Consider the following 21,225-nt stretch of genomic DNA (forward strand, 5'->3'; position numbering starts at 1 on the left):
GCTGAGAGTGGGTTCGCCGCCCTTACCGTCAATACCTGAACCCGATCATGCGGGCGCAGGGAGTGAGGACGTGAATCGCGTGCACATCGTCGTTATCGGCGGAGGCGTCATCGGGTTGTCGACGGCGCTGCGCCTGAGCCAGGACGGTCACCGGGTGGTCGTGCACGATCCCGCGTTGGGCAAGGGCGCATCGTGGGTCGCAGGCGGGATGTTGGCACCGCTGTCCGAGGGCTGGCCCGGCGAACACGAACTGCTGCACCTGGGCGCGGCGTCGTTGGCGCGTTGGCCGGAGTTTGCCCGACGGCTCCCCGGCCCCTCGGTGTTCTCCGCCACCGGGTCGATGACGGTTGCCCTCGACTCGGCCGATGCCGCCGATCTACGAACCATCGCCGAATGGGTGGGCGAACAGGGACACGAACTCGAGATTCTCGGCCGCGCACAGCTGCGTGAGCTCGAACCTGCTCTGGCCCAGAACATTCGACTCGGGCTGCTGGCACCGACCGAGTTATCGGTGGACAATCGGGCGCTGATCGCCGCGCTCGAGCAGGGGTGTCTCGATGCGGGAGTCGAGTTCGTGAACGCCCCGGTGGAGACCATTCCCGACGCCGATCAGGTGGTCCTGGCCGCGGGTGCGCAGTCGGCGGCGCTGTGGCCCACGCTCGAGGTCCGGCCGGTCAAGGGTGAAATCCTCCGGCTGCGTCGCCGACCGAGCGCCGCGCCCCCGCCGCACCGCACCGTTCGCGGAACCGTGCACGGCAGGCCGATCTACCTGGTGCCACGCGGGGACGGATTGGTCGTCGGCGCAACACAATACGAATCGGGCCAGGACACCCAGGTCACCGTCGCCGGGGTACGAGACCTGATAGCCGACGCCGAACGCCTCATGCCGAGCATCGGCGAATACGAGCTGTACGAAACCGCAGCCGGCCTGCGGCCCATGAGCCCGGACGGCCTGCCACTCATCGGCAGGCTGTCTCCCCGGTTGATCGCCGCCACCGGCCACGGCCGCAACGGCATCCTGCTCGCCCCCATCACCGCCGACGCGGTCGCCGCACTGATCTCCGGCGAGAGCATTCCCGAGGCGAAAGCAGCCGACCCCGAACGCTTCTCGCACATCTACAGCCCACAGATCGAAAGGACACCATGACACAGGTTGCCATCGGCATCACCGTCAACGGTGAGGACCACCTGCTCACCGAGGACATGACCATGCGTCGACTGCTCGAGTTCCTGGGGATGCCCGAGAAGGGTATCGCCGTCGCCGTCGACGGAGCGGTGCTGCCCAAGAGTCGCTGGGACAGCACCACCGTCGAAAAGGGTTGGACCATCGACATTCTCACCGCCGTGCAAGGCGGTTGAGGTCATGACGGGATTGACCATCGCAGGCCGCACCTTCACCTCCCGGCTCATCACCGGCACCGGAGGAGCAGCGAATCTCGCCGTACTCGAGGACGCCCTCGTCGCGTCGGGAACCGAACTGACCACCGTTGCGATGCGCCGCGTCGACGCCGCCGGTGGGACGGGAGTGCTGGATCTGCTGCGCCGGTTGAACATCGCCCCGCTGCCCAACACCGCAGGCTGCCGCGGCGCGGCCGAAGCAGTGCTCACCGCGCAACTGGGCCGTGAGGCGCTCGAGACCGACTGGGTGAAACTCGAAGTGATCGCCGACGAGCGAACCCTGCTGCCCGACGCCATCGAATTGGTCACGGCCGCAGAACAACTCGTGGACGACGGCTTCCAGGTGCTGCCGTACACCACCGACGACCCGGTGCTGGCCAAGCGTCTCGAAGACATCGGCTGCGTGGCCGTCATGCCGCTCGGCTCACCCATCGGCACGGGCCTCGGCATCGCCAACCCGCACAACATCGAGATGATCGTCGACGCGGCAACGGTACCGGTGATACTCGACGCGGGCATCGGCACCGCCAGTGACGCCACCCTTGCGATGGAACTCGGCTGCGATGCGGTGCTGCTCGCCACCGCGGTGACCCGCGCGAAGGATCCGGCGCTGATGGCGTCGGCGATGCGGAACGCGGTGGCGGCGGGTTACCAGGCGCGACATGCGGGCCGCATCCCGAAACGATTCTGGGCGCAGGCCAGCTCGCCCATGTGAGCGGCTGCGTCGGCGGCGCAGCACCTCCTGTGGTTCTGCGTATCCGGCAAACGCGCGCGCATTCGTGAAACGCGTGCGGAATAGTGGCGAGTACGGGGGCGATTCCGCGCGCACCTGACGAACGCGCACGCGTTTGCGACCGCGTGCCGCCCTGTGACCGACTGTCTCAGGGTGTGTGTCATCCGAAAGGATGATGGAAAAGGCGACTGTCGGTCGATGTGCGGACGCTGTCGATCGGGGAAGGTTGTACCCATGATCGAAGTGACAGGACTGACCAAGCAATACGGCGCGGTGACGGCGGTCGACAACCTCACCTTCACCATCAAACCCGGCATCGTGACCGGCTTCCTCGGCCCCAACGGCGCAGGCAAGTCGACCACCATGCGGATGATCCTCGGGCTCGACCGACCCACCTCGGGCACGGCGACCATCGAAGGCAAGAGCTACAGCCACCTGAAGCAGCCACTGCGTACCGTCGGCGCTCTGCTCGACGCCAAGTGGGTGCACCCCAATCGTTCGGCACGCGCACATCTCGAGTGGATGGCTGCGTCCAACGGCATCCCCAAGTCACGTGTCGAGGAGGTGCTGCGTCTGGTGGGTTTGTCCGAGGTCGCGAAGAAGAATGCGGGCGGATTCTCGCTCGGCATGTCGCAGCGGCTCGGTCTCGCCGGTGCTCTGCTGGGTGATCCCAAGGTGCTGCTGTTCGACGAGCCGGTCAACGGCCTCGATCCCGAGGGCATCGTCTGGATCCGAAAGTTCATGCAGCGCTTGGCAGCCGAGGGCCGCACGGTGCTGGTCTCGAGCCACCTGCTCTCGGAGATGGCGCAGACCGCAGAGCATCTCATCGTCATCGGACGCGGCAAGTTGATCTCGGACTCCTCGGTGCAGGAGTTCATCGACCATGCCTCCGAGGCGTCGGTGCGCGTGCGCAGCCCGCAGCTGGACGGTCTCCGACAGGCCTTGACCACAGCAGGGCTCACCGTGCGCGAGCCGGACAAGACCGATGAACTTCAGCCCTCGCTCGTGGTGCTGAACTCCACGACCGACACGATCGGCGATATCGCCGGACGGGCCGGAATCACCCTGCACGAGTTGGCCTCTCAGCGAGGCTCGCTCGAGGAAGCATTCATGAAACTCACCGGAGACACAGTGCAGTACCACGGCGCGGGCGCCGAAGACCAGAACACTCAGCAAGCGATGGGCGGGTCACTCTGATGGGCGTCTTGGCAGCAGAAAGAATCAAGTTCACCTCGACCAAATCGCCGTGGTGGTGCAGCGCGATCGTGGTGGTGTTCGGCCTCGGGTTCGGAGCCATCCTCGGTTGGGCCGCAAAGACGGCCATCGGGCCGGATGCTCCCGAGGGGCTTCCGCCGACCACCGCGTACGACGTCGTCGGTAGCGGTGTGGGTGGCCTGGGGATCATGGTGCTGATGATCCTGGCGGCCCTCACTGTCACCAGCGAATACCGCTTCGGCCTGATCCGGACGACATTCCAGGCGGTCACCAACCGGGCCTCGGTGCTCGGTGCCAAGGCGCTGATCGTCGGAGTGTACGGCGCGGTGCTGTCGTTGATCCTGGCGTTCGGTGCATTCTTCCTCGCGAAATCGATCGCGGGTGAAGAAGCAGGCGCGCTCCTGAGCTTCGACGTCGACGGCACGTGGCGAGTCATCTACGGCACCGCCGTCCTGGCGTTCGTTCAGATCGTTCTCGCTGTCGCGGTGGGTGCGCTCATCCGGCAGTCCGCCGGTGCCATCGCCGTCCTGCTGTTGTGGCCGTTGCTGATCGAGAGCCTCGTCGGAGTCATCCCGAAGGTCGGCGAGAAGATTCAGCCGTTCCTGCCCTTCAAGAATGCCGACCACTTCCTGGGCGGCTCGGCGGGGACCGACTTCCACTGGGGTCCGGTCGGCAGCCTGATCTACTTCGTCGTTTTCACCGCGGTGATCTTCGGAGCGGCCGTGTTCGTCGTCAATCGTCGGGACGCCTGACACCCCGCGATTTGTCTGGGTAGGGTGTCCGCTATGCGGATTTCCTTGCTTGCAGGTAGCGCCGTCACTGTGCTGATTCTGGCCGGTTGCTCGTCCACGTCGGACGAGGAACCGGCCAGAGTTTTCGCGACGCCCGATGGGCCGGGCCTGTCGGAAGCGGTCACAGAGGACGCTCTCGTCGGGCACCTCCAGGAATTGGAAACAATCGCCGCCGCGCACGACGGAAACCGTGCGGCCGGCACCGCCGGATACGACGCGAGCGTCGATTATGTTGTCTCGCAACTCGAATCCGCCGGGTTCGAGGTCACCACGCCGGAGTTCGAGTTCGAGACCTTCGAGGCGCAGACCCAAACCCTGTCGCTCGCAGGCACCGAGATTCCGGTGTTCGCGCTGAGCTACTCGCCGACCACCACGGCCGAGGGCATCACAGCCCGCGTCGTCGGAGCCCCCGCCGGTGCGGACGGGTGCGAGGCAGCCGACTACGCCGGCCTCGACCTGGCCGGTGCCGTCGCCGTCGTGCCGCGCGGCGTGTGCCCGTTCGGTGCGAAGCAGGCCGTCGCCGCCGAATTGGGTGCGGCCGCCGCGATCATCGTCAACAACGAACCGGGACCACTGGATTCGGGGACACTCGGTGATCCCGAGACCGCAAAGATTCCGACCGGCGGTGTCAGCCAGGAGGACGGCGCAGCGGTCCTCGCGGCACCCGAGGTCACGTTGACGCTCGTCACCACAACCGACACGACCACAAGTCGCAACATCATCGCCCAGACCACCACCGGCTCCACCGAGAACGTCGTGGTGGCGGGTGCCCACCTCGACAGCGTCCCCGAAGGCCCCGGTATCAACGACAACGGCACCGGCACATCTGCAGTGCTCGAGACGGCCCTGCAGATGGGCAGCGCGCCCGAGGTGACCAATGCGGTGCGCTTCGCGTTCTGGGGTGCCGAGGAGAACGGGCTCGTCGGTTCCACCAAGTACGTCGAGGGCCTGTCCGACGACGACAAGCGAAACATCGCGCTGTACTTGAACTTCGACATGATCGGTTCGCACAACCCCGGCTACCTCGCGTACGACGGCGACGACTCCGACAAGGTGGGTGAGCCCGCGGGACCGGCCGGATCCGACGCCATCGAGCGCACCTTCGTCGAGCGGCTGGCCGCCGACGGTGTCGCCGCCGACGGCACCGATTTCGACGGGCGCTCCGATTACGGCCCGTTCATCGAGGTCGGTATCCCTGCCGGCGGAGTCTTCAGCGGCGCGGACGAGAACAAGACCGCCGAGCAAGCTGCGAAGTGGGGCGGCACCGCGGACCAGACCTTCGACGAGAACTACCACACCGATCAGGACACCTTGGCAAACGTCGACCGCGCTGCGCTGGCGAAGAACGGTGCGGCAGTGGCCTACGGAATCGGCGTCTACGCGCAGTCGGTCGAGGGCCCCAACGGGGTGCCGGTCGGTGCCGAGCGCGAGGCCGCCCGCGCCGAAGGGTGACAGCAAGTATGTGTAACTGTGAGTTACGCTCGATGCTGTGAACGCAGTCGTCGATTCGGTGGTGGAGTGGGTTCGCACCACCAACCGAGCGCCCAAGGTGGTAGGCGCGGTACGGCGGGTGCGTCGAGCATTGCCCGGTGACCCCACGTTCGGCGATCCACTGTCGATAGACGGTCCGGGACGCGCACTTGCCGTCGCACGTGTGGCCGATCGTTTTTTGGCTGCGAACGGACTCGACGACGAACCGGGCGCATCCCGCGAAGTCGGCCTCGGTGCCCTGCAGGTGTGGCAGGCGATTCTCGAGCGAGCCGGCCGTGGTCGCGGCGAACAGGACGTCACGATCGTCTTCACCGATCTCGTCGGGTTCTCGTCGTGGTCACTCCGTGCGGGTGACACCGCGACCCTGACGCTGCTGCGCCAGGTGTCCAAAGCGGTCGAACCCGAGGTCGTGTTCCGAGGCGGGCACGTCGTCAAGAGACTGGGCGACGGCATCATGGCCGTGTTCACCGATGCGGGCAGAGCAGTCGACGCAGTGTTCGCGGCACGAGAGGCCATGAGCAGCGTCGTCGTCGACGGCTACACCCCGACGATGCGAGTGGGCATCCACACCGGCAGCCCACGCCAGGTCGGGTCGGACTGGCTCGGCGTCGACGTCACCGTCGCCGCCCGCGTGATGCAGACCGGCGGCAACGGCAACGTGATGATTTCCGCGGCAGCCCTCGAGGCAGTCCCGCCGGAGGTGCTCGACGCCTTGAGCGTGGTCTCCAAGCCTTATCGCCGCAGCTTTTTCGCTCCGAAGATCAAGGGCGCACCCGACGACCTACGCATCCTCCGACTCGTGCAGTCGCCACAGCGGTGACACCGGGCCGTGGCCGGCACCCAGATCGTAGGAAGCCGCCAGGCAGCGAGTGACCCAGTCCTTGCCGAATGCCACCGCGTCGGGCATCGAGTACCCGTGTGCCAGCGCTGACGCGATCGACGCAGCGAGGGTGTCGCCGCCGCCGTGATCGTTGCCGGTGTCGATGCGATCACTGGTGAATTCGAGGAACGTGTCGCCGTCGAACAGCAAGTCGGTGCTGTGCGTGGACGTACGCAGATGACCGCCCTTGACCAGCGCCCACTGCGCGCCCAAGCCGTGCAGGGCCTCGGCCGCGCGGTGTGCGGACGCGTCGTCGATCACCTCGATGCCGGTGATCAACCGGACCTCGTCGAGGTTGGGGGTCACCAGCGACGCGATGGGAAACAGGGTGTGCCGGATGGCGTCGAGGGCTTCGGCGTGCAGAAGTGGGTCGCCGTGCATCGACGCGCACACCGGATCGACGACCAGGGGGACCGGCCGGTCGCGGCCGATGCCCACCTCGGTGCACACGGCCGTGACCGCCTCGATGATGGCGGTGGACGCCAGCATCCCGGTCTTCGCTGCGCCGACGCCGATGTCCGAGACCACCGAGCGAACCTGGGCTGCCACGATCTCTGGCGGGATCTCGTGGAAGCCGGTCACGCCGACGGTGTTCTGGACCGTCACCGCTGCGACGGCAACGCATGCGTGGACGCCCAACATGGCCATCGTGCGGCTGTCCGCCTGGATTCCGGCCCCGCCACCGGAGTCGGTTCCGGCGATCGTCAGCGCGCGGACAGGAGTCTCGCCGTTGGGCGTGAGCGGTAGGAACTTCACGAGAGACGACAGTACCGGCGGGACGGAGACGACCGTCTCGGCGGCCGAATCCGAACCTGTGAATATTCGGTGAAAACACGACGTGGCTTCGAATGTTGTTGTATCACAACGTCGAACAGGGCAGCTTATGACCGATACCAGCATTCGAGTCGGGATGGACGGACAAACCTACGCATCCGAAGGTTTGTTGGTAGAAAAGGTGACAGAGCCACCGCACGCATGTTTAATAGTGGTGCACGTCACATTCGATTCACTCGTTCACCACCCCATACACAGCGAAGGAGGCGTCCCATGCTTGCGAGTTCTCCTAGCGCTGATGTCTCGATCAACAAAGATCAGAACAGGTTCGAGCTTCGATTGAACGGCGATCTCGTCGGGATCGTCGGATTCTTCGAGGTGGAGGGAAACGGTAAGCGCGCGACCCGCACGCACGTCGTGTCCTTCATGCACACCGTCATCACCGAGGACTTCGGTCATCAGGGCCTGGCCGGCATTCTGGTCCGTCGCGCGTTGGACAGTGCCCGTTCCTACGGGTGGAAAGTCAGGCCGGTCTGCACCTACGTGCAGCGGTTCGCCGCCGCGAATCCGGAGTACAACGACATGCTCGTCGCGCTCTGACGCTGTTCTCGGCGCGCACCGTCCGGTCACATCGGGGCCGGTCACATCGGGGCCGGTCACATTAGGGGCTCGACTCGGCGACGATCGATGCACTCACCTCGCGTCACGTTAGCAACACTGGTCTCATAGGTGACATGAGTCACATCATTCCTCGTCGCATCGACACGGTGATACCGGTCGAGCGTCCCGTCGTTCGTATCGAGGACGACGTCGATCACAACAGGTTCGATCTCTTCGTCGACGACGAGCTCGTCGGCATTCTCGGCTACCGCTTCGGTGACGGGGATGTGGGCGAGAATCGCGTCGTCGCTCTCATGCACACCGTCGTCAAGGAGGAGTACGGCGACCGCGGATGGGCCGGTGTGCTGGTGCGAGCCTCGCTCAACACCGCTCGGGATCGCCAGTGGCGCATCGTCCCCATCTGCACGTACGTGCGGCGATACCTGGCGCAACATCAGGAGTTCCTGGATTTGATCGTCGAGTAGAGAGCACTGCTCTTGTCCTGGCTGCCCGCAAGGTGAATACTGCTCCCTGTAGAGAGCGCCGCTCTCGGAAGGTTGGTATTCCCGATGCGTGCAGCTCTCTACCTGTTCGTCGGCATCATGTTCGCCGCCTACCCCGCCCTCCGGCCTTACTCGAGCGAGGTGGGCAGCGCGGGCGCCGACGCCTTTGCGTCCTCCAACTGGGTACTCGCCCATACCTTCGCCATGTTCGGCTTCGTCGCGCTCGGGCTGGCCGTGGTCTACGGCGGTCGACGGTCCGACCCCGCAGTGGTCGCCACCTGGATCGGCGTCGGGTTGGTTCTGCCGTACTACGGTGCGGAGACGTTCGCGCTACATGCCCTGGGCGTCGATGCCGCAGCGAACTCGAATCCCGGCCTGATCGATCTGGCCGATCCGATTCGATACTCGACGGTGCAGATGGTCATGTTCGGCGTCGGTCTCGTCTCGATCGCCGCCGGACTGGTGATATTTGCTCTACGCAACCGCTACGCGATGGTGCTGGCCGCAGGATTCGTGTTGTTTCTGCCGCAGTTCTACACCCCGCCGGCCGTGCGGATCGCTCACGGACTGCTGATTGCCGTGGGGGCGATCATCGCCGCCCGAGCGGTGGCCGGTAGTTCGGATCGCGCCGCTCAGCCGATCTCGACGATCACCGGAGCGTGATCGCTGGCTCCCTTGCCCTTGCGTTCTTCGCGGTCGATCGACGCACCGGTCACCCGTGAAGTCAGGGCGGGCGAGGTCAGGGCCATGTCGATGCGGAGGCCTTGCTTCTTCGGAAAACGCAGCTGCGTGTAGTCCCAGTAGGTATACGTCCTGGGCTCGGGGGTGAACTGCCGCGTCACCTCGGTGAATGCGGCGTCGGCGAACGCGGCGAACGCGTCACGCTCGGCCTGGGAGGTGTGGGTCTTGCCCTCGAACAGTGCCGGATCCCAGACGTCGTCGTCGGTGGGTGCGATGTTCCAGTCGCCCACGAGCGCGATCTGCGCCTGAGGATCGGCCGCCACCCATGCCTGCGCATCGGCTTTCAGAGCGGCGAGCCATTCGAGCTTGTAGGTGTAATGCGGATCGGCCAGTTCACGGCCGTTCGGTACGTACAGGCTCCAGACGCGCACGCCGTCGCACGTGGCTCCGATGGCGCGTGCCTCCTGGGCGGGATCGATCTCGGGATCTTTGCTGAATCCGGGCTGATCCTCGAATCCGACCTGCACATCGTCCAAGCCGACCCGTGACGCGATGGCGACACCGTTCCATTGACTCAGCCCGACGTGGGCCACCTCGTACCCGATATCGGTGAACCGCTGATACGGAAACTGTGCGTCCTTGCACTTGGTTTCCTGCATTGCCAACACATCGACGTCGGACCGCTGCAGCCAATCGACGATTCGATCCTGACGAGAGCGGACGGAGTTCACATTCCAAGTAGCCAAGCGCACGGGAAGGAACCTTATAGAACGCCTCCGACAGGGTGGTCAGCCGATCGCGGCGTCGGGTCGCGCGTAGCGATAACGGTGGTGGTCGGCGAAGCCCAGGTCTCGATACAGGGCCAGCGCGTCGGTGTTCTCCACGGCCACCTGCAGGTACGCGTGGGTGGCACCGTTCTCGCGTCCCCACCGCACCAACTCGCCGCACATCAGCGTGCCGAGACCGTTGCGCCGATGCTCGGGGTACACCCAGAGCGATGTCACTCCCACCCAGCAACGTCCGTCGGGGGCGGTGGTGACGGCAGCGCGTCCGACCGCGAGCGAGCCGATCGCGCCGAAGCCGAGTGTTCCGTCGTGGACGGCGGAGACCACCTCGGCTGCACCAGCCGGTGCCGCACGGCCCTGGTAGTGCAGGGACCGCAACCAGTCCTCGGTCGGCTGCGCGGTGACCGTTATCGCCGAGTCGCCTTCGCGCAGAACGAGATTCGAGATGTCCGCTGCCATGACGGCACTCTCGTCGTACGTCGACCATCCGGCTGGAGCGACGCCGAGGCGGTCGGGAAGCGAGAGCGTCGGCGTCACACCCCGTGCGGTGTATCGATCGGAGATTTTCGCCAGCGTCTCGGGCGTCGTCGACGCGCCGGGTTCGAGGGGTGCCGCCGAATTGGCGCGACCGGTGAAACCGTGGCCGAAGCGCAGCTGCCAACCGTCGACCCATTCGCGCTCGACGCCCGGCCACCCGTCGGCGGCGGCGGCTTCGAGGGCCCTGATCTCCGACGTTCGAATCGGCTTCGGGCCCAACGGTTTCAAGGCGACGACGCGATCGGTGGCGACCTGCACCAGTGCACCGTCCCGGCCGCGGACCGAGACCGCATCGGCGTCGAGTGCCAGCAGTTCGCCGATCACGTCCGTCATCGGATGGGTGTGCCCGGGCGGCAACCGATATCGGAGCATCACCCGCGTTCCCACCGGAACGCTCACCATGTGCCGGCCATCGAGCGGGTCAGTCCTCGTCTTCGTCGTCGTGCCCGAACGGATCGTCGACGGTCCCCGGTGTCCAGCTCAGTCCCGGCACGCCCCAGCCGGCCCGCTTGATGGCCTTCTTCGCGGCTCGCGCATGTCGGCCGATGAGCACATCGGTGTAGAGGAAGCCGTCGAGATGACCCACCTCGTGCTGAAGCATGCGAGCGAAGAAGCCGCGGCCCTCGATGTCGACGGGATCACCCTTGGCATCCGTGCCGGTCACCCGAGCCCACTCGGCGCGGCCGGTGGGGTGCTGCTCGCCCGGGACCGACAGACAGCCCTCGTCGTCGTCTTCGGGATCGGGCATCGTCTCGGGAATCTCGGACGTCTCGAGCACCGGGTTGACGACCTCGCCGCGGCGGCGGAAGATCTTGCCGTCCTCGCCTTGATCGGGGCAGTCGTAGATGAACAGACGCTTGCCGACACCGACCTGATTCGCGGCGAGACCGACACCGTTGGCGGCGGCCAAGGTCTCGTACATGTCGGCGATCAACTCGGCCAGCTCGGCGGGTGACTCGGTGACGGGAGCGGTTGGGGTGTGCAGCACCGGATCGCCGACGATCCGGATGGGAAGAATTGCCATGGTCGACAAGGATACCGGGAGTGGAGCCTGCGGAATGACCCAGCAGGTGAGGGAGTGGAGCTTGCGGAATGACCCAGTGGTGCGGGAGTGGAGCCTGCGGAATGACCCAGTGGTGCGGGAGTGGAGCCTGCGGAATGACCCAGTGGTGTGGGTCGCGCACGCGGTCGAGTAGGTGGAACACGCCACGCGCGGGCAGTCCGTAGGAGCCGTGTCCCCGGCGTCGAACGTGGTTGAATGATCTCCGAAGTACAAGTGTGTAATTCGGTCGGTGCCCGTACGGGTGCCGGCAGTGCTGGGGGAAGCAGACTCCCTCGGGGCGGGTGATGGATCCGGCCCAGGGGAGTCGAGAAGTCGAGGAGTGGGATGGACGGCGCAGCAGCGCGTGACTCGAACCAGTCTCAGCAGCCGGGACAATCGGATAGCTCTCAGGATCCGAACGAGGTCGGTGCGGACGGACTGAGTCGACGAGAGCACGACATCCTGTCCTTCGAGCGGCAGTGGTGGAAGTACGCCGGGGCGAAGGAAGAGGCCATCAAGGAACTCTTCTCCATGTCGGCCACCCGCTACTACCAGATCCTGAACGCATTGGTCGATCGTCCGGAAGCTCTCGCGGCAGACCCGATGCTGGTCAAACGTCTACGACGCCTGCGTGCGAGTCGGCAGAAGGCCCGTGCGGCGCGGCGGCTCGGTTTCGACGTCTGATCGCCTCACGATTCACGTGTTCCGAGTCGTCGTCGACGGTCGGCTAGGGTCGAGTACGTGAGCAGCCCCAACCCGGAACAGACCGGGCCACCACTCCGTGCCCTGGCCATGGTGTTGATCTCGCTCGCGATCCTGTTCGCAGCGATCGGCGCGCTCTCGCTCACCGGTTCCGGTTCCGAGGACGCCGCGGCCGAGCCGTCCGCAGTCGAGACGACCAGCACACCCGCCGCGGCTGCACCGACATCGCAGGCCCCGGTAGCTCAGGTTCCGGCAGGCGACGCGTCGACCAGCACCGCGCCCACCGGCTCCGCGTCGACCACCACCACGTCGGGCACTCCCGCCGATGTCGAAGTGCGGGTGCTGAACAACTCCAACGTCTCCGGCCTGGCGGCCGGCACAGCGAGCACGTTGACCGCCGAGGGGTGGAACGTCGCCGAGACGGGCAACTTCAGCGAAGCGCAGTTCGCCCAGACAGCGGTGTATTACGGGACCGCTGCAGGCGAAGAGCAGGCCGCGCAATCGATCGCCACCCAACTCGGTGTGCCGGCCGAGCCCAAGCCGACTTCGCTCGAATCCACGGTCGGCGTAGTCGTCATCGTGACCCAGTAGCTTTCGTGACCCAGTAGTTCAGCACGTCGACGACGTGCCCGGTTCGGTCGAATCGGGCGGCACGTTATCATTTTCCGAGCCCGGCGAAACTGCCTGAAAGAGGAGCGATTTCCGATGGACAAGTTCAAGCGACGCACTGCTGCGACCCGATCGTTGCGTTACGTGGCACCGGTCCTCGCGATCGCAGCGCTCGGTCTCTCCGCCTGCAGCAACGGTGAAGTGGCGTCCGACGTACCCGGTACGGTCCCGCCGGTCTGGAGCGGCGAAGCCGATCCGTCGGCAGCAGCCGTCGCGGGTGACGGTCGGGCCGAGTCCGGCTCCGCCGATGCCATCGAAGGAACACTGCGCAACGCTGCCGGTGCCGAGGTGGGCACGGTCTCGTTCGCGTCCGAGGGCGACAAGCTCACCGTCACCGCCGAGGTCGAGGGCATGACTCCCGGCTTCCACGGATTCCACGTTCATACCGTCGCGGCCTGCGAGCCGAATTCGGTGGCACCGACCGGCGGCGAGCCGGGCGCGTTCCTGTCTGCGGGCGGACACCTGCAGGTCGACGGCCGTACCGAGCACCCGGCCAGCGGTGACCTGACGTCCATTCAGGTCGGCGAGGACGGCACCGGACGACTCGTCACCACCACCGACACGATCACGCTCGACGATCTGCGCGCCGGCGGTGCCGGAACGTCCGTGATCGTGCACGAGGGTGCCGACAACTTCGCCAACATCCCGCCGCGGTACACGCTTCCCGACGGTGCCGCTGTGCCGGACATGACGACCCTGATGACCGGCGACGCCGGTGCTCGGGCAGCGTGCGCGGTACTGCAGTAGCTTGAGCGCTCCCCGGATCGACTTCGCGAGTTCGCCGCGCCCGACGCTGGGCGTCGAGTGGGAGATCGCTCTGGTCGACAAGAACACGCGGGACCTGGTCAACTCCGCCGAGGCGGTCATGTCCGGCGTCCACGATCTGGCCGGGGACACCCCGAGAGTGACGAAAGAGCTGCTGCGCAACACCGTCGAGCTCGTCACCGGAGTGTGTGAGAACGTCGGCGAAGCGATGGAAGACCTCGGAGGCTCCCTCGAGTTGGTACGGCGCGCCGCGGACCCGCTGGGTATAGATCTGTTCTCGGCGGGCACGCACCCGTTCGCCGAATGGTCCACCCAGCAGCTCACCAGCTCACCGAGCTACGACGAGCTGATCGCGCGCACCCAGTGGTGGGGTCGGCAGATGCTGATCTGGGGCGTGCACGTACATGTGGGAGTCTCGTCCCCACACAAGGTGTTTCCCATTCTGAACTCGCTGCTGCTGCAGTACCCGCACCTGCTGGCCCTGTCGGCGTCCTCGCCCATCTGGGCGGGCAACGACACCGGATACGCCAGCAACCGTGCGCTGATGTTCCAGCAACTGCCGACGGCAGGGCTGCCCTTCCAGTTCGAGGACTGGTCCCAGTTCGAGGGATTCGTCCGTGATCAGCTCAAGACCGGTGTCATCGAACAACTCGGCGGCATGCACTGGGACATCCGACCGGCACCGAAGTGGGGAACCATCGAGGTCCGGGTGTGCGACGGGGCGTCGAGCAAGCGTGAACTGGCAGCCCTCGTCGCGCTGACGCACTGCCTCATCGTCCACCTCGACGAGCGACTCGAAGCAGGAGAGACGCTGCCGTCCATCCCGCCGTGGCACGTGCAGGAGAACAAGTGGCGAGCCGCCCGGTACGGCCTCGACGCCGAGATCATCCTCGACTCGGACAGCAACGAGCGCCTGGTCACCGACGATCTGCACGACCTGCTCGAAAAGCTGACGCCGACGGCCGTCCGGCTCGGTTGCGTCGACGAGTTGGCTGCCGTTGCCGACATTCCCCGGCGCGGGGCGTCGTACCAGCGTCAGCGTGCGGTGGCCGAGGAATCCAACGGCGATCTGCGGGCCGTCGTCGAGTCCTTGGTGGCCGAGCTTCGGTCCTGATCCGGTGGCCGCTCGCTACTGATCGGACTCGTTCGGTTCCATCTCGTTGACGATCAGCAGGCCGTCGCGGCCCCTCTGTTCGCGGTAGGCGACGCGACCGACGGTGTGCGCGATGACCGGTGCGGTCACCAGAGTGAAGATGCCCACCAGCACGAGCATCCAGATGTCGACGTTGCCGCGCAGGCTGATGATGGCCCCGATCAGAACCAGGATCAGCCCCACCACCTGTGGCTTGGTGGCCGCGTGCATCCGCGAGAGGGTATCGGGGAAGCGCACGATGCCGACGGCGGCAGTGAACGCCAGCAGTGCCCCCAGCAGAATGAAGATGGAGGCAATGACCTGCGCAACGGTGCTCATTCGTCCCTCACTCTGAAGCGTGCGATGCTGACCGACCCGACGAAGCTGACCAGTGACAGCGCGACGATGGCGGGCACCAGGGTGGTGTCGCGGCTGTAGACGGCCCACACGCCGAGGCCGCACATCGAGACCGCGAGAATCGTGTCCATCGCGACGAGTCGGTCCAGCGTGCTGGGACCGTCGAGCAGGCGGTACGCGGTCAGGATCGCGGCGGCAATCAGGAGGGCGCCGGAGATGGCGAGAACGACGGTCACGTCCAGTCCCCCTTCCTCTTGTCGTCGGTCTTCTTGTCATCGCGTGGGGTAGCGGGATCACTCGACACCGGATCGTCGCCGAGCACCCCGTGATACTGCTCGTACTCCTGGTAGTGCAGCGGGCTCGGCTTCCAGTCGGAGTCTCGCTCGAATGCCGCGATGAAGAGTTTCTCGAGGTTCCGCACGTAGGCGTAGAAGCCGTCGACGGCCTTCTGGGTGCCCATGTCCAGTACGTGCACGTAGAGCAGGCGTCTGGTTCGGTCGATCTCGAGCACCATGGTTCCGGGCACGAGGTTCATCGCGTCGACGAACAGCGTGAGCACCAGATCGGACTTGATCGCGATGCGGCAGCGCAGCACTCCGGTGACCGGCGGGGCCTTCGGCCTGATCGCCAACCAGGCCACGCTGACGCTCGATTCCGCTGCGTAGTACAGAAAAACAACCGCGAGTTTGACGAGCGAGAACACGTGGATTCGGCCCTCGACCGGCACCCGCGGCAACGGCAGCAGCACCATGATCAGCAGCCCCACCGCGATACCGCCGAGAATGTTCGCTGCAGACACATTGCCCCACAACAGAACCCAGATGGCCGTCAGCCACGCGAGAGTCCACAGGCGAAGCAGAACGGAGCGGTTCATCTTCATCGGGTGCCCTCCTCGTTCGTGTGCGACTGCTCGTAGGCCTGATCGCCGACGAATTCCGCACCGCGCACCGCATCGATGTACACCGAGCGGTCGCGTAGATCCGCTGCCGCGCGATCGCTGATGTCGATGATGCGGCCGGCGAACACCGTCATCGCCAGACCGACGACGACGAGCCCGATCGTCGGGATCAACATGAAGGCCGGCATCCGTCCGACGTCCTCGCGGTCACCGAACTGGATGTCGGACGAGTCGTCGAGGAGAGCGGACGGGCTGTTGTCGGCCAGGTCGCCCTCGGGAGCGTCGGCGCGAGCCCGCCAGAACGCCTTGGTCCATACCCGGGCCACCACGTACAGCGTCAGCAGGCTGGTGACGGTACCGCCCGCCACGAGCAGCCAGGCCAACACGCTGCCCTGTTCGCTGCCGGCCTGCAGCAGAGCGACCTTGCCGATGAAGCCCGAGAACGGGGGAATGCCACCGAGATTGAGGGCGGGCACCAGGAACACGATCGCCAGCACCGGGCTGGCCGCGGCCAACCCTCCGAGGCGTCGCAGCGAGGACGAACCGGCCTGACGCTCGATGAGGCCGACGACGAGGAACAGGGTCGTCTGCACCAGAATGTGGTGCGCCACGTAGTAGATGGAGCCCGAGAGCCCCGACTGCGTCGACAGCGCGACACCGAAGATCATGTAACCGATGTGGCTGACGAGGGTGAACGACAACAGTCGTTTGATGTCGCTCTGGGCGATGGAGCCGAGGATGCCGACGAGCATCGTCAGCAGACCGCACACCATCAGCACGTTGTCGAGTGAGCCGTCGGGGAACAGCAGGGTGTGCGCGCGGATGATGGCGTACACACCGACTTTGGTGAGCAAACCGGCGAACACCGCAGTGACCGGAGCGGGGGCCGTGGGGTACGAGTCGGGGAGCCACGTCGACAGCGGGAACACTGCGGCCTTGATACCGAAGGCGACCAGCAGAACGGCGAAGATCGCGGTTCTCGTGCCCGGCGGGATGTCGTCCATCCGTACCGCGATGTGAGCCAGGTTGAGCGTTCCGGTGGCACCGTAGACCAGCGCGATACCGATCAGGAAGATCAGCGAGGACACCATCGAGACCATGACGTACGAGACGCCAGCACGGACGCGGTCGGCGCTGGCTCCCAGAGTCAGGAGCACGAACGAGGCCGCCAGCAGTACCTCGAAGCCGACGAACAGATTGAACAGGTCGCCGGCGAGGAATGCGTTGCACACACCTGCGGTCAACGCGAGATAGGTCGGCAGGAAGATCGAGACGGGCTGGTTCTCACTGCCGTCACGAATGCCCTGACCGATCGAATACACCATGACCGCGAGCAGCACGATGGACGAGACGACGAGCATCATCGCCGAAAGTCGGTCCACCACAAGGGAAATGCCGAGCGGTGAATCCCAACCGCCGACCTGAAGTGCGCTGGTGCCGTCGCGATCGGCGAGGTAGAGCATCGTCGACGAGATCGCGACCACTGCGGTCAGCGCGACGAGCGTGATGAAGCGCTGCGCGCGAGGTCGACGCCCCAGCACCAGCGTCAGTGCCGCGGCGAGCATCGGAATGAGAACGGGTAGTGGAGTCAGGGCATCGATCACGCCCGGGGAGATCGTCACTTGTCGTCTCCCTTCGTGTCGTCGGTGCTGTGGTCCTCTGTGCTGCGGTCGTCGGGGCGGCTGTCGTCCTTCTCTGCCGTATCGAGACCGTCGAGCCCGCGGAGTTGGGGGTTGTCGTCGTCGTTGTCGAAGTCGCCGTCGTGCAGATCCTCGTAGCACTCGAGGTCTTCGAGGTTCCTGATCTCCTCGAGGGGAATCGGGTTGCCCTTCGAGTCGAATGCATCGCCGCCGAAGCTCGGCTCGCCCGTCACCGGGTCGTCGGAGCGGTCGCGGTCGGGTGCCTCGGCCATCGACCGGCGTTTGGAGACCTTGGTGTCCTCGGGGTCGTTCTCGACGTCGTCCTTGGTGTTGAGCGTGAACGAGCGATAGGCGAGTGCGAGGACGAAGGCCGCGATGCCCATGGTGATGACGATCGCCGTCAGGATCATCGCCTGCGCCAACGGATCGGCCATGCTTTGGCTCAGCGAGTTGTCCCGGCCCACGATGGGCGGCGTACCGGCCGGCCCACCGACGGTGAGCAGCAACAGATTGACGCCGTTGCCGAACAGCAGGAGGCCGAGCAGCATCTTGGTGATGCTGCGTTCGAGCAGCAGGTAGACACCGGCGGCGACGAGAACACCGACGATGACGAGCATTCCGAGATCAGCGGTCATGGGGCGCTCACTCGGCCTTGGCTCTGCATTTCCACCTGTGCGTCGAGACGCGCTCCGAGGCTTCGGAGCACATCGAGTACCAACCCGACCACGATGAGATAGACACCGAGGTCGAAGAACAATGCGGTGACGAGCTTGATGTCACCGAGAATCGGCAGTGTCACTTCCAACGTCGCCGAGGACAGCGCAGGCGCGCCGAGGAACATCGACGCCACCGCGGTGCCGGCCGCGAAGATCAACCCGAGACCGAGGATCTTTCCGGCATCGATCGGCACTGCCTCGCCGAGCTCGTAGCGGCCACCCGCGAGATACCGCAGCACCAACGCCAAACCGGCCGTGAGGCCGCCGGCGAAACCGCCGCCGGGGGCGTTGTGGCCGGAGAAGAAGAAGTAGATCGAGAGCACCATGATGGTCGGGAAGATCAACCGCGTGGTGACCTCGAGGATCAACGAGCGATGCCGGGGATCGATCAGATCACCGCCGAGCAGCCACGTCGTCTCCGCCGCGAAGTTCCCATCCGAGGACGAGGCGGAAGCATTCGATGCGGGGGCGTCGGACACCCGCGGAGCGCTGCCGAACCGGCGGTTGCGGAAGACCAGGCTGGCCACGCCCGTGGCCGCGACGAGGAGGACACAGATCTCGCCGAGGGTGTCCCAGGCGCGGATGTCCACGAGGAGAACGTTGACGATGTTCTTGCCGTCGCCGAGTTCGTACGCCGCCTCGGGGAACTGCAACGACACCGGTGCGGCGCTGCGGGCGTTCATCGCGAATGCGCCCAACGCACTGACCGTGGCGCCGACGGCCACGGCGAGTGCGGCACGCGGTCCGCGAGATCCGGCCGATCCCCGGTCGTCGACCTCGGCCGGGAGCTTGCGCAGCACCAGCACGAACACCACGAGGGTCAGCGTTTCGACGAGGAACTGTGTCAGCGCCAGGTCCGGTGCGCCGTGGATGGCGAAGATGACGCCGCAGCCGTAGCCGGTGAGTCCGACGAGGATGACGCTGGCCAGGCGGTTACGCATGACGGTCGCGCCGAGGCCGCCTGCGATCATGATCACCCCGATGACCAGCTGCAGTGGGGTGTTCCACAGGGTGTAGTCCAGATCCGGCTTCTGCCCGACGATCAGCACGATGATCGGCAACAGCACCAGTGTCAACAGGATCGTGCCCTGGGTGAGGGGGAGAGAACCGCGCTGCGTGGTGCCGGTGAGGCGAATGGACAGGGTGTCCATGGACTTGAGCACGTTGTCGTAGATGCGGTCTGCGTTGCCGAGCGGGGGGTGCTCGAACTTGAGCCGGTTGACCACGCGGTGGGCGATGAACAACCCGACACCGCCGGTGACGACGACGACCGTCAGAGCGAGCGGCAGGTTGAAGCCGTGCCACAGTGCCAGGTGGTAGGGCTCCTGGCCGTAGGACGGCAAGGTGCGTGCGTACGGACTGACGATGCGGTCGACGATCGAGGAGGCGAACCCGGCGATCAACCCGAGTACTGCCAGGAATGCGGGGGCAGCCAGGAACAGAGCGGACGGTGCGTGCATTGCTCGCACCGACGGGCTCGGACGCTTGAGCTGCTTGCGCGCGAACGCGCCCCAGACGAACCGGATGCTGTAGGTAACCGTCAGGATCGAGCCGATGACCAGCCCCGCGACGACGAATGCCGCGACCGTGGGGTTCAGCGTCGGCGTGCTGATCACAGCCGACAGTGCCGTTTCCTTGCCGACGAACCCCAGCAGCGGTGGTAGGCCCGCCATGCTCGCAGCGGCGAGCGCGGCGATGGCGGCCAGCCACGGGGCCTTCTTGCCCAGGTGGGCGAGCTTGCGGATGTCGCGGGTGCCGGTGGTGTGGTCCACGACGCCGACGACCATGAACAGAGTTGCCTTGAACATCGCGTGCGCGATCACCATCGTGAGGCCGGCGAGCATGGCCTTCTCGGAGCCGATTCCGACCAACACCATCAGGAAGCCGAGCTGGCTGACGGTGCCGAACGCAAGGATCAGTTTGAGGTCGAACGCGCGCAGCGCTCGCCATCCGGCCAGGATCATCGACAGCAGCCCGAGGGTGATCACGGTCGCGCGCCACGGACCGGAATCGGCGAAACCGGGTGCCAACCGCGCCACCAGGTAGATGCCTGCTTTCACCATCGCCGCGGCATGGAGGTAACCACTGACCGGCGTCGGTGCGGCCATGGCCCCGGGGAGCCAGAAGTGCAGCGGCACGATGGCCGACTTGCTCAGTGCGCCGATGAGGACCAGGACGATCGCGACACCGGGCAACCAGCCGCCCGGCGCGTTCGCGACCAGCTCGGAGAGGTTGTAGGTGCCGGACACCTGCCCGAGGATGATGATGCCGACCAGCATCGCCAGGCCGCCTGCGGTGGTGACGAGCAGAGCCTGGGTGGCTGCTCGCCTGCTCGAGGCACGCTCGGCGTAGTGGCCGACGAGCAGGAACGACAGAACCGTCGTGATTTCCCAGAAGATGTAGAGCACGAGCATGTTGTCGCTGGTGATGAGGCCGAACATCGCGCCGGAGAAAGCGACCATCTCGGCGGCGAACAGCCCGAGGCGCGGCTCGTCGTCCTCGAAGTAACGGGCGCAGTACAGCAGAATCAACGCGCCGATGCCCAACACCAACAGCGACATGATGGCGGCGAGGGAGTCGAACCGCATGTCGATGTTCATCGACAGGCCCGGGACCCATTCGATGCTCAACTTCTGCTCGGTGTTCCAGTTACCGAACACCCAGACCAGGCTCAGTAACGGGACGAGGGCCAGCGGGAAGAAAGCGTTACGCCCCCACCACCGGACGAGGAGCGGCGCAAGTAGCGCAGCCGCGGCATGCGCAAGAAGAATGGCGAGCAAAAATCACTCCGTCGTCTCGGTCGCATCGGCGGCGAGGCCGAGGCGGTGGTCGTAGGGCGGCGATGAGTAGGGTCTGGAAATCCGTGTGAAATTCGATGTGTGTCTTTGTGAAATAACGAAGCGGCTCCCGAACGGC

Annotated in this window: 24 protein-coding genes; 14 read left to right on the top strand and 10 right to left on the bottom strand. The window is 65.7% G+C overall.

Annotated features, from left to right (window positions below; genetic code table 11):
• Nucleotides 1–79: 79 nt before the first annotated feature.
• The 7 genes from thiO (at nt 80) to CH275_RS24285 (ending at nt 6,448) form a co-directional block, all read left to right on the top strand.
• Nucleotides 80–1,147 (top strand): glycine oxidase ThiO, encoded by a 1,068-nt coding sequence (thiO, locus tag CH275_RS24255; RefSeq protein ID WP_256991225.1) that lies wholly within the window; start codon nt 80–82, stop codon nt 1,145–1,147.
• A complete protein-coding gene (thiS, locus tag CH275_RS24260; protein WP_094680725.1) occupies nt 1,144–1,359 on the top strand; it encodes a sulfur carrier protein ThiS in 216 nt (71 codons plus the stop codon). The genes thiO and thiS overlap by 4 nt, the downstream gene beginning before the upstream one ends.
• A gap of 4 nt (nt 1,360–1,363) precedes the next feature.
• The gene (locus tag CH275_RS24265; RefSeq protein WP_094680726.1) at nt 1,364–2,113 is read left to right on the top strand and encodes a thiazole synthase; all 750 of its coding nucleotides are present in this window, start codon (nt 1,364–1,366) and stop codon (nt 2,111–2,113) included.
• Between the two features lie 252 nt (nt 2,114–2,365).
• Nucleotides 2,366–3,328, top strand: a complete 963-nt coding sequence (locus CH275_RS24270; protein WP_094680727.1) for an ABC transporter ATP-binding protein — start codon at nt 2,366–2,368, stop codon at nt 3,326–3,328.
• Nucleotides 3,328–4,098 carry an ABC transporter permease gene (locus CH275_RS24275; RefSeq protein WP_094680728.1) on the top strand — a complete coding sequence of 257 codons (771 nt, stop codon included), beginning with the start codon at nt 3,328–3,330 and terminating at the stop codon, nt 4,096–4,098. The genes CH275_RS24270 and CH275_RS24275 overlap by 1 nt, the downstream gene beginning before the upstream one ends.
• A 33-nt stretch (nt 4,099–4,131) precedes the next feature.
• A complete protein-coding gene (locus tag CH275_RS24280; RefSeq protein ID WP_094680729.1) occupies nt 4,132–5,589 on the top strand; it encodes a M28 family peptidase in 1,458 nt (485 codons plus the stop codon).
• 37 nt (nt 5,590–5,626) lie between these two features.
• Nucleotides 5,627–6,448, top strand: a complete 822-nt coding sequence (locus tag CH275_RS24285; protein WP_094680730.1) for an adenylate/guanylate cyclase domain-containing protein — start codon at nt 5,627–5,629, stop codon at nt 6,446–6,448.
• Here CH275_RS24285 and thiD read toward each other — a convergent pair.
• Nucleotides 6,410–7,264, bottom strand: coding sequence for a bifunctional hydroxymethylpyrimidine kinase/phosphomethylpyrimidine kinase (gene thiD, locus CH275_RS24290; RefSeq protein WP_094680731.1), 855 nt, complete (start codon nt 7,262–7,264; stop codon nt 6,410–6,412). The two genes, CH275_RS24285 and thiD, sit on opposite strands and share 39 nt — an antisense overlap.
• A 291-nt stretch (nt 7,265–7,555) precedes the next feature.
• Between thiD and CH275_RS24295 the strand changes: the two genes are divergently transcribed.
• The 3 genes from CH275_RS24295 (at nt 7,556) to CH275_RS24305 (ending at nt 9,048) form a co-directional block, all read left to right on the top strand.
• Nucleotides 7,556–7,882: a GNAT family N-acetyltransferase gene (locus CH275_RS24295; protein ID WP_094680732.1), complete on the top strand. Its 327-nt coding sequence runs from the start codon at nt 7,556–7,558 to the stop codon at nt 7,880–7,882.
• Nucleotides 7,883–8,016: 134 nt separating this feature from the next.
• On the top strand, nt 8,017–8,367 hold the full coding sequence (locus CH275_RS24300) for a GNAT family N-acetyltransferase (protein WP_094680733.1): 351 nt from the start codon (nt 8,017–8,019) through the stop codon (nt 8,365–8,367).
• Nucleotides 8,368–8,451: 84 nt separating this feature from the next.
• A complete protein-coding gene (locus CH275_RS24305; RefSeq protein ID WP_094680734.1) occupies nt 8,452–9,048 on the top strand; it encodes a hypothetical protein in 597 nt (198 codons plus the stop codon).
• On the opposite strand, the gene CH275_RS24310 is transcribed toward CH275_RS24305, so the two are convergent.
• From CH275_RS24310 to CH275_RS24320, 3 genes are read right to left on the bottom strand one after another with little or no spacing between them, the layout of a single operon-like run.
• On the bottom strand, nt 9,018–9,818 hold the full coding sequence (locus CH275_RS24310) for an exodeoxyribonuclease III (RefSeq protein ID WP_094680735.1): 801 nt from the start codon (nt 9,816–9,818) through the stop codon (nt 9,018–9,020). The two genes, CH275_RS24305 and CH275_RS24310, sit on opposite strands and share 31 nt — an antisense overlap.
• A gap of 36 nt (nt 9,819–9,854) precedes the next feature.
• On the bottom strand, nt 9,855–10,790 hold the full coding sequence (locus CH275_RS24315) for an N-acetylglutamate synthase, CG3035 family (protein ID WP_179276320.1): 936 nt from the start codon (nt 10,788–10,790) through the stop codon (nt 9,855–9,857).
• Between the two features lie 19 nt (nt 10,791–10,809).
• Nucleotides 10,810–11,412 (bottom strand): peptide deformylase, encoded by a 603-nt coding sequence (locus tag CH275_RS24320; RefSeq protein ID WP_094681099.1) that lies wholly within the window; start codon nt 11,410–11,412, stop codon nt 10,810–10,812.
• A gap of 363 nt (nt 11,413–11,775) precedes the next feature.
• Between CH275_RS24320 and CH275_RS24325 the strand changes: the two genes are divergently transcribed.
• From CH275_RS24325 to CH275_RS24340, 4 genes are all read left to right on the top strand, one after another.
• Nucleotides 11,776–12,114, top strand: a complete 339-nt coding sequence (locus CH275_RS24325) for a DUF3263 domain-containing protein (protein ID WP_094680736.1) — start codon at nt 11,776–11,778, stop codon at nt 12,112–12,114.
• A gap of 57 nt (nt 12,115–12,171) precedes the next feature.
• Nucleotides 12,172–12,723 carry a LytR C-terminal domain-containing protein gene (locus CH275_RS24330; protein WP_256991193.1) on the top strand — a complete coding sequence of 184 codons (552 nt, stop codon included), beginning with the start codon at nt 12,172–12,174 and terminating at the stop codon, nt 12,721–12,723.
• Nucleotides 12,724–12,837: 114 nt separating this feature from the next.
• Entirely contained in the window at nt 12,838–13,548 is a 711-nt protein-coding gene (sodC, locus tag CH275_RS24335; RefSeq protein ID WP_094680737.1) for a superoxide dismutase[Cu-Zn], read from the top strand.
• A gap of 1 nt (nt 13,549) precedes the next feature.
• A complete protein-coding gene (locus CH275_RS24340) occupies nt 13,550–14,680 on the top strand; it encodes a glutamate--cysteine ligase (RefSeq protein ID WP_256991194.1) in 1,131 nt (376 codons plus the stop codon).
• Between the two features lie 15 nt (nt 14,681–14,695).
• Here CH275_RS24340 and mnhG read toward each other — a convergent pair whose 3' ends face one another.
• The 6 genes from mnhG to CH275_RS24370 are packed head-to-tail and all read right to left on the bottom strand — an operon-like array spanning nt 14,696 to nt 21,089.
• Nucleotides 14,696–15,037, bottom strand: a complete 342-nt coding sequence (mnhG, locus tag CH275_RS24345; RefSeq protein ID WP_094680738.1) for a monovalent cation/H(+) antiporter subunit G — start codon at nt 15,035–15,037, stop codon at nt 14,696–14,698.
• The gene (locus tag CH275_RS24350) at nt 15,034–15,291 is read right to left on the bottom strand and encodes a monovalent cation/H+ antiporter complex subunit F (protein WP_094680739.1); all 258 of its coding nucleotides are present in this window, start codon (nt 15,289–15,291) and stop codon (nt 15,034–15,036) included. The genes mnhG and CH275_RS24350 overlap by 4 nt, the downstream gene beginning before the upstream one ends.
• A complete protein-coding gene (locus tag CH275_RS24355) occupies nt 15,288–15,929 on the bottom strand; it encodes a Na+/H+ antiporter subunit E (RefSeq protein WP_373453743.1) in 642 nt (213 codons plus the stop codon). The genes CH275_RS24350 and CH275_RS24355 overlap by 4 nt, the downstream gene beginning before the upstream one ends.
• A gap of 2 nt (nt 15,930–15,931) precedes the next feature.
• On the bottom strand, nt 15,932–17,575 hold the full coding sequence (locus CH275_RS24360) for a Na+/H+ antiporter subunit D (protein WP_094680741.1): 1,644 nt from the start codon (nt 17,573–17,575) through the stop codon (nt 15,932–15,934).
• The gene (locus tag CH275_RS24365) at nt 17,572–18,228 is read right to left on the bottom strand and encodes a Na(+)/H(+) antiporter subunit C (RefSeq protein ID WP_094680742.1); all 657 of its coding nucleotides are present in this window, start codon (nt 18,226–18,228) and stop codon (nt 17,572–17,574) included. The genes CH275_RS24360 and CH275_RS24365 overlap by 4 nt, the downstream gene beginning before the upstream one ends.
• A complete protein-coding gene (locus CH275_RS24370; RefSeq protein ID WP_094680743.1) occupies nt 18,225–21,089 on the bottom strand; it encodes a Na+/H+ antiporter subunit A in 2,865 nt (954 codons plus the stop codon). The genes CH275_RS24365 and CH275_RS24370 overlap by 4 nt, the downstream gene beginning before the upstream one ends.
• Nucleotides 21,090–21,225: the final 136 nt, after the last annotated feature.

The organism is Rhodococcus sp. 06-235-1A (assembly GCF_002258785.1).
Lineage (GTDB): Bacteria > Actinomycetota > Actinomycetes > Mycobacteriales > Mycobacteriaceae > Rhodococcoides.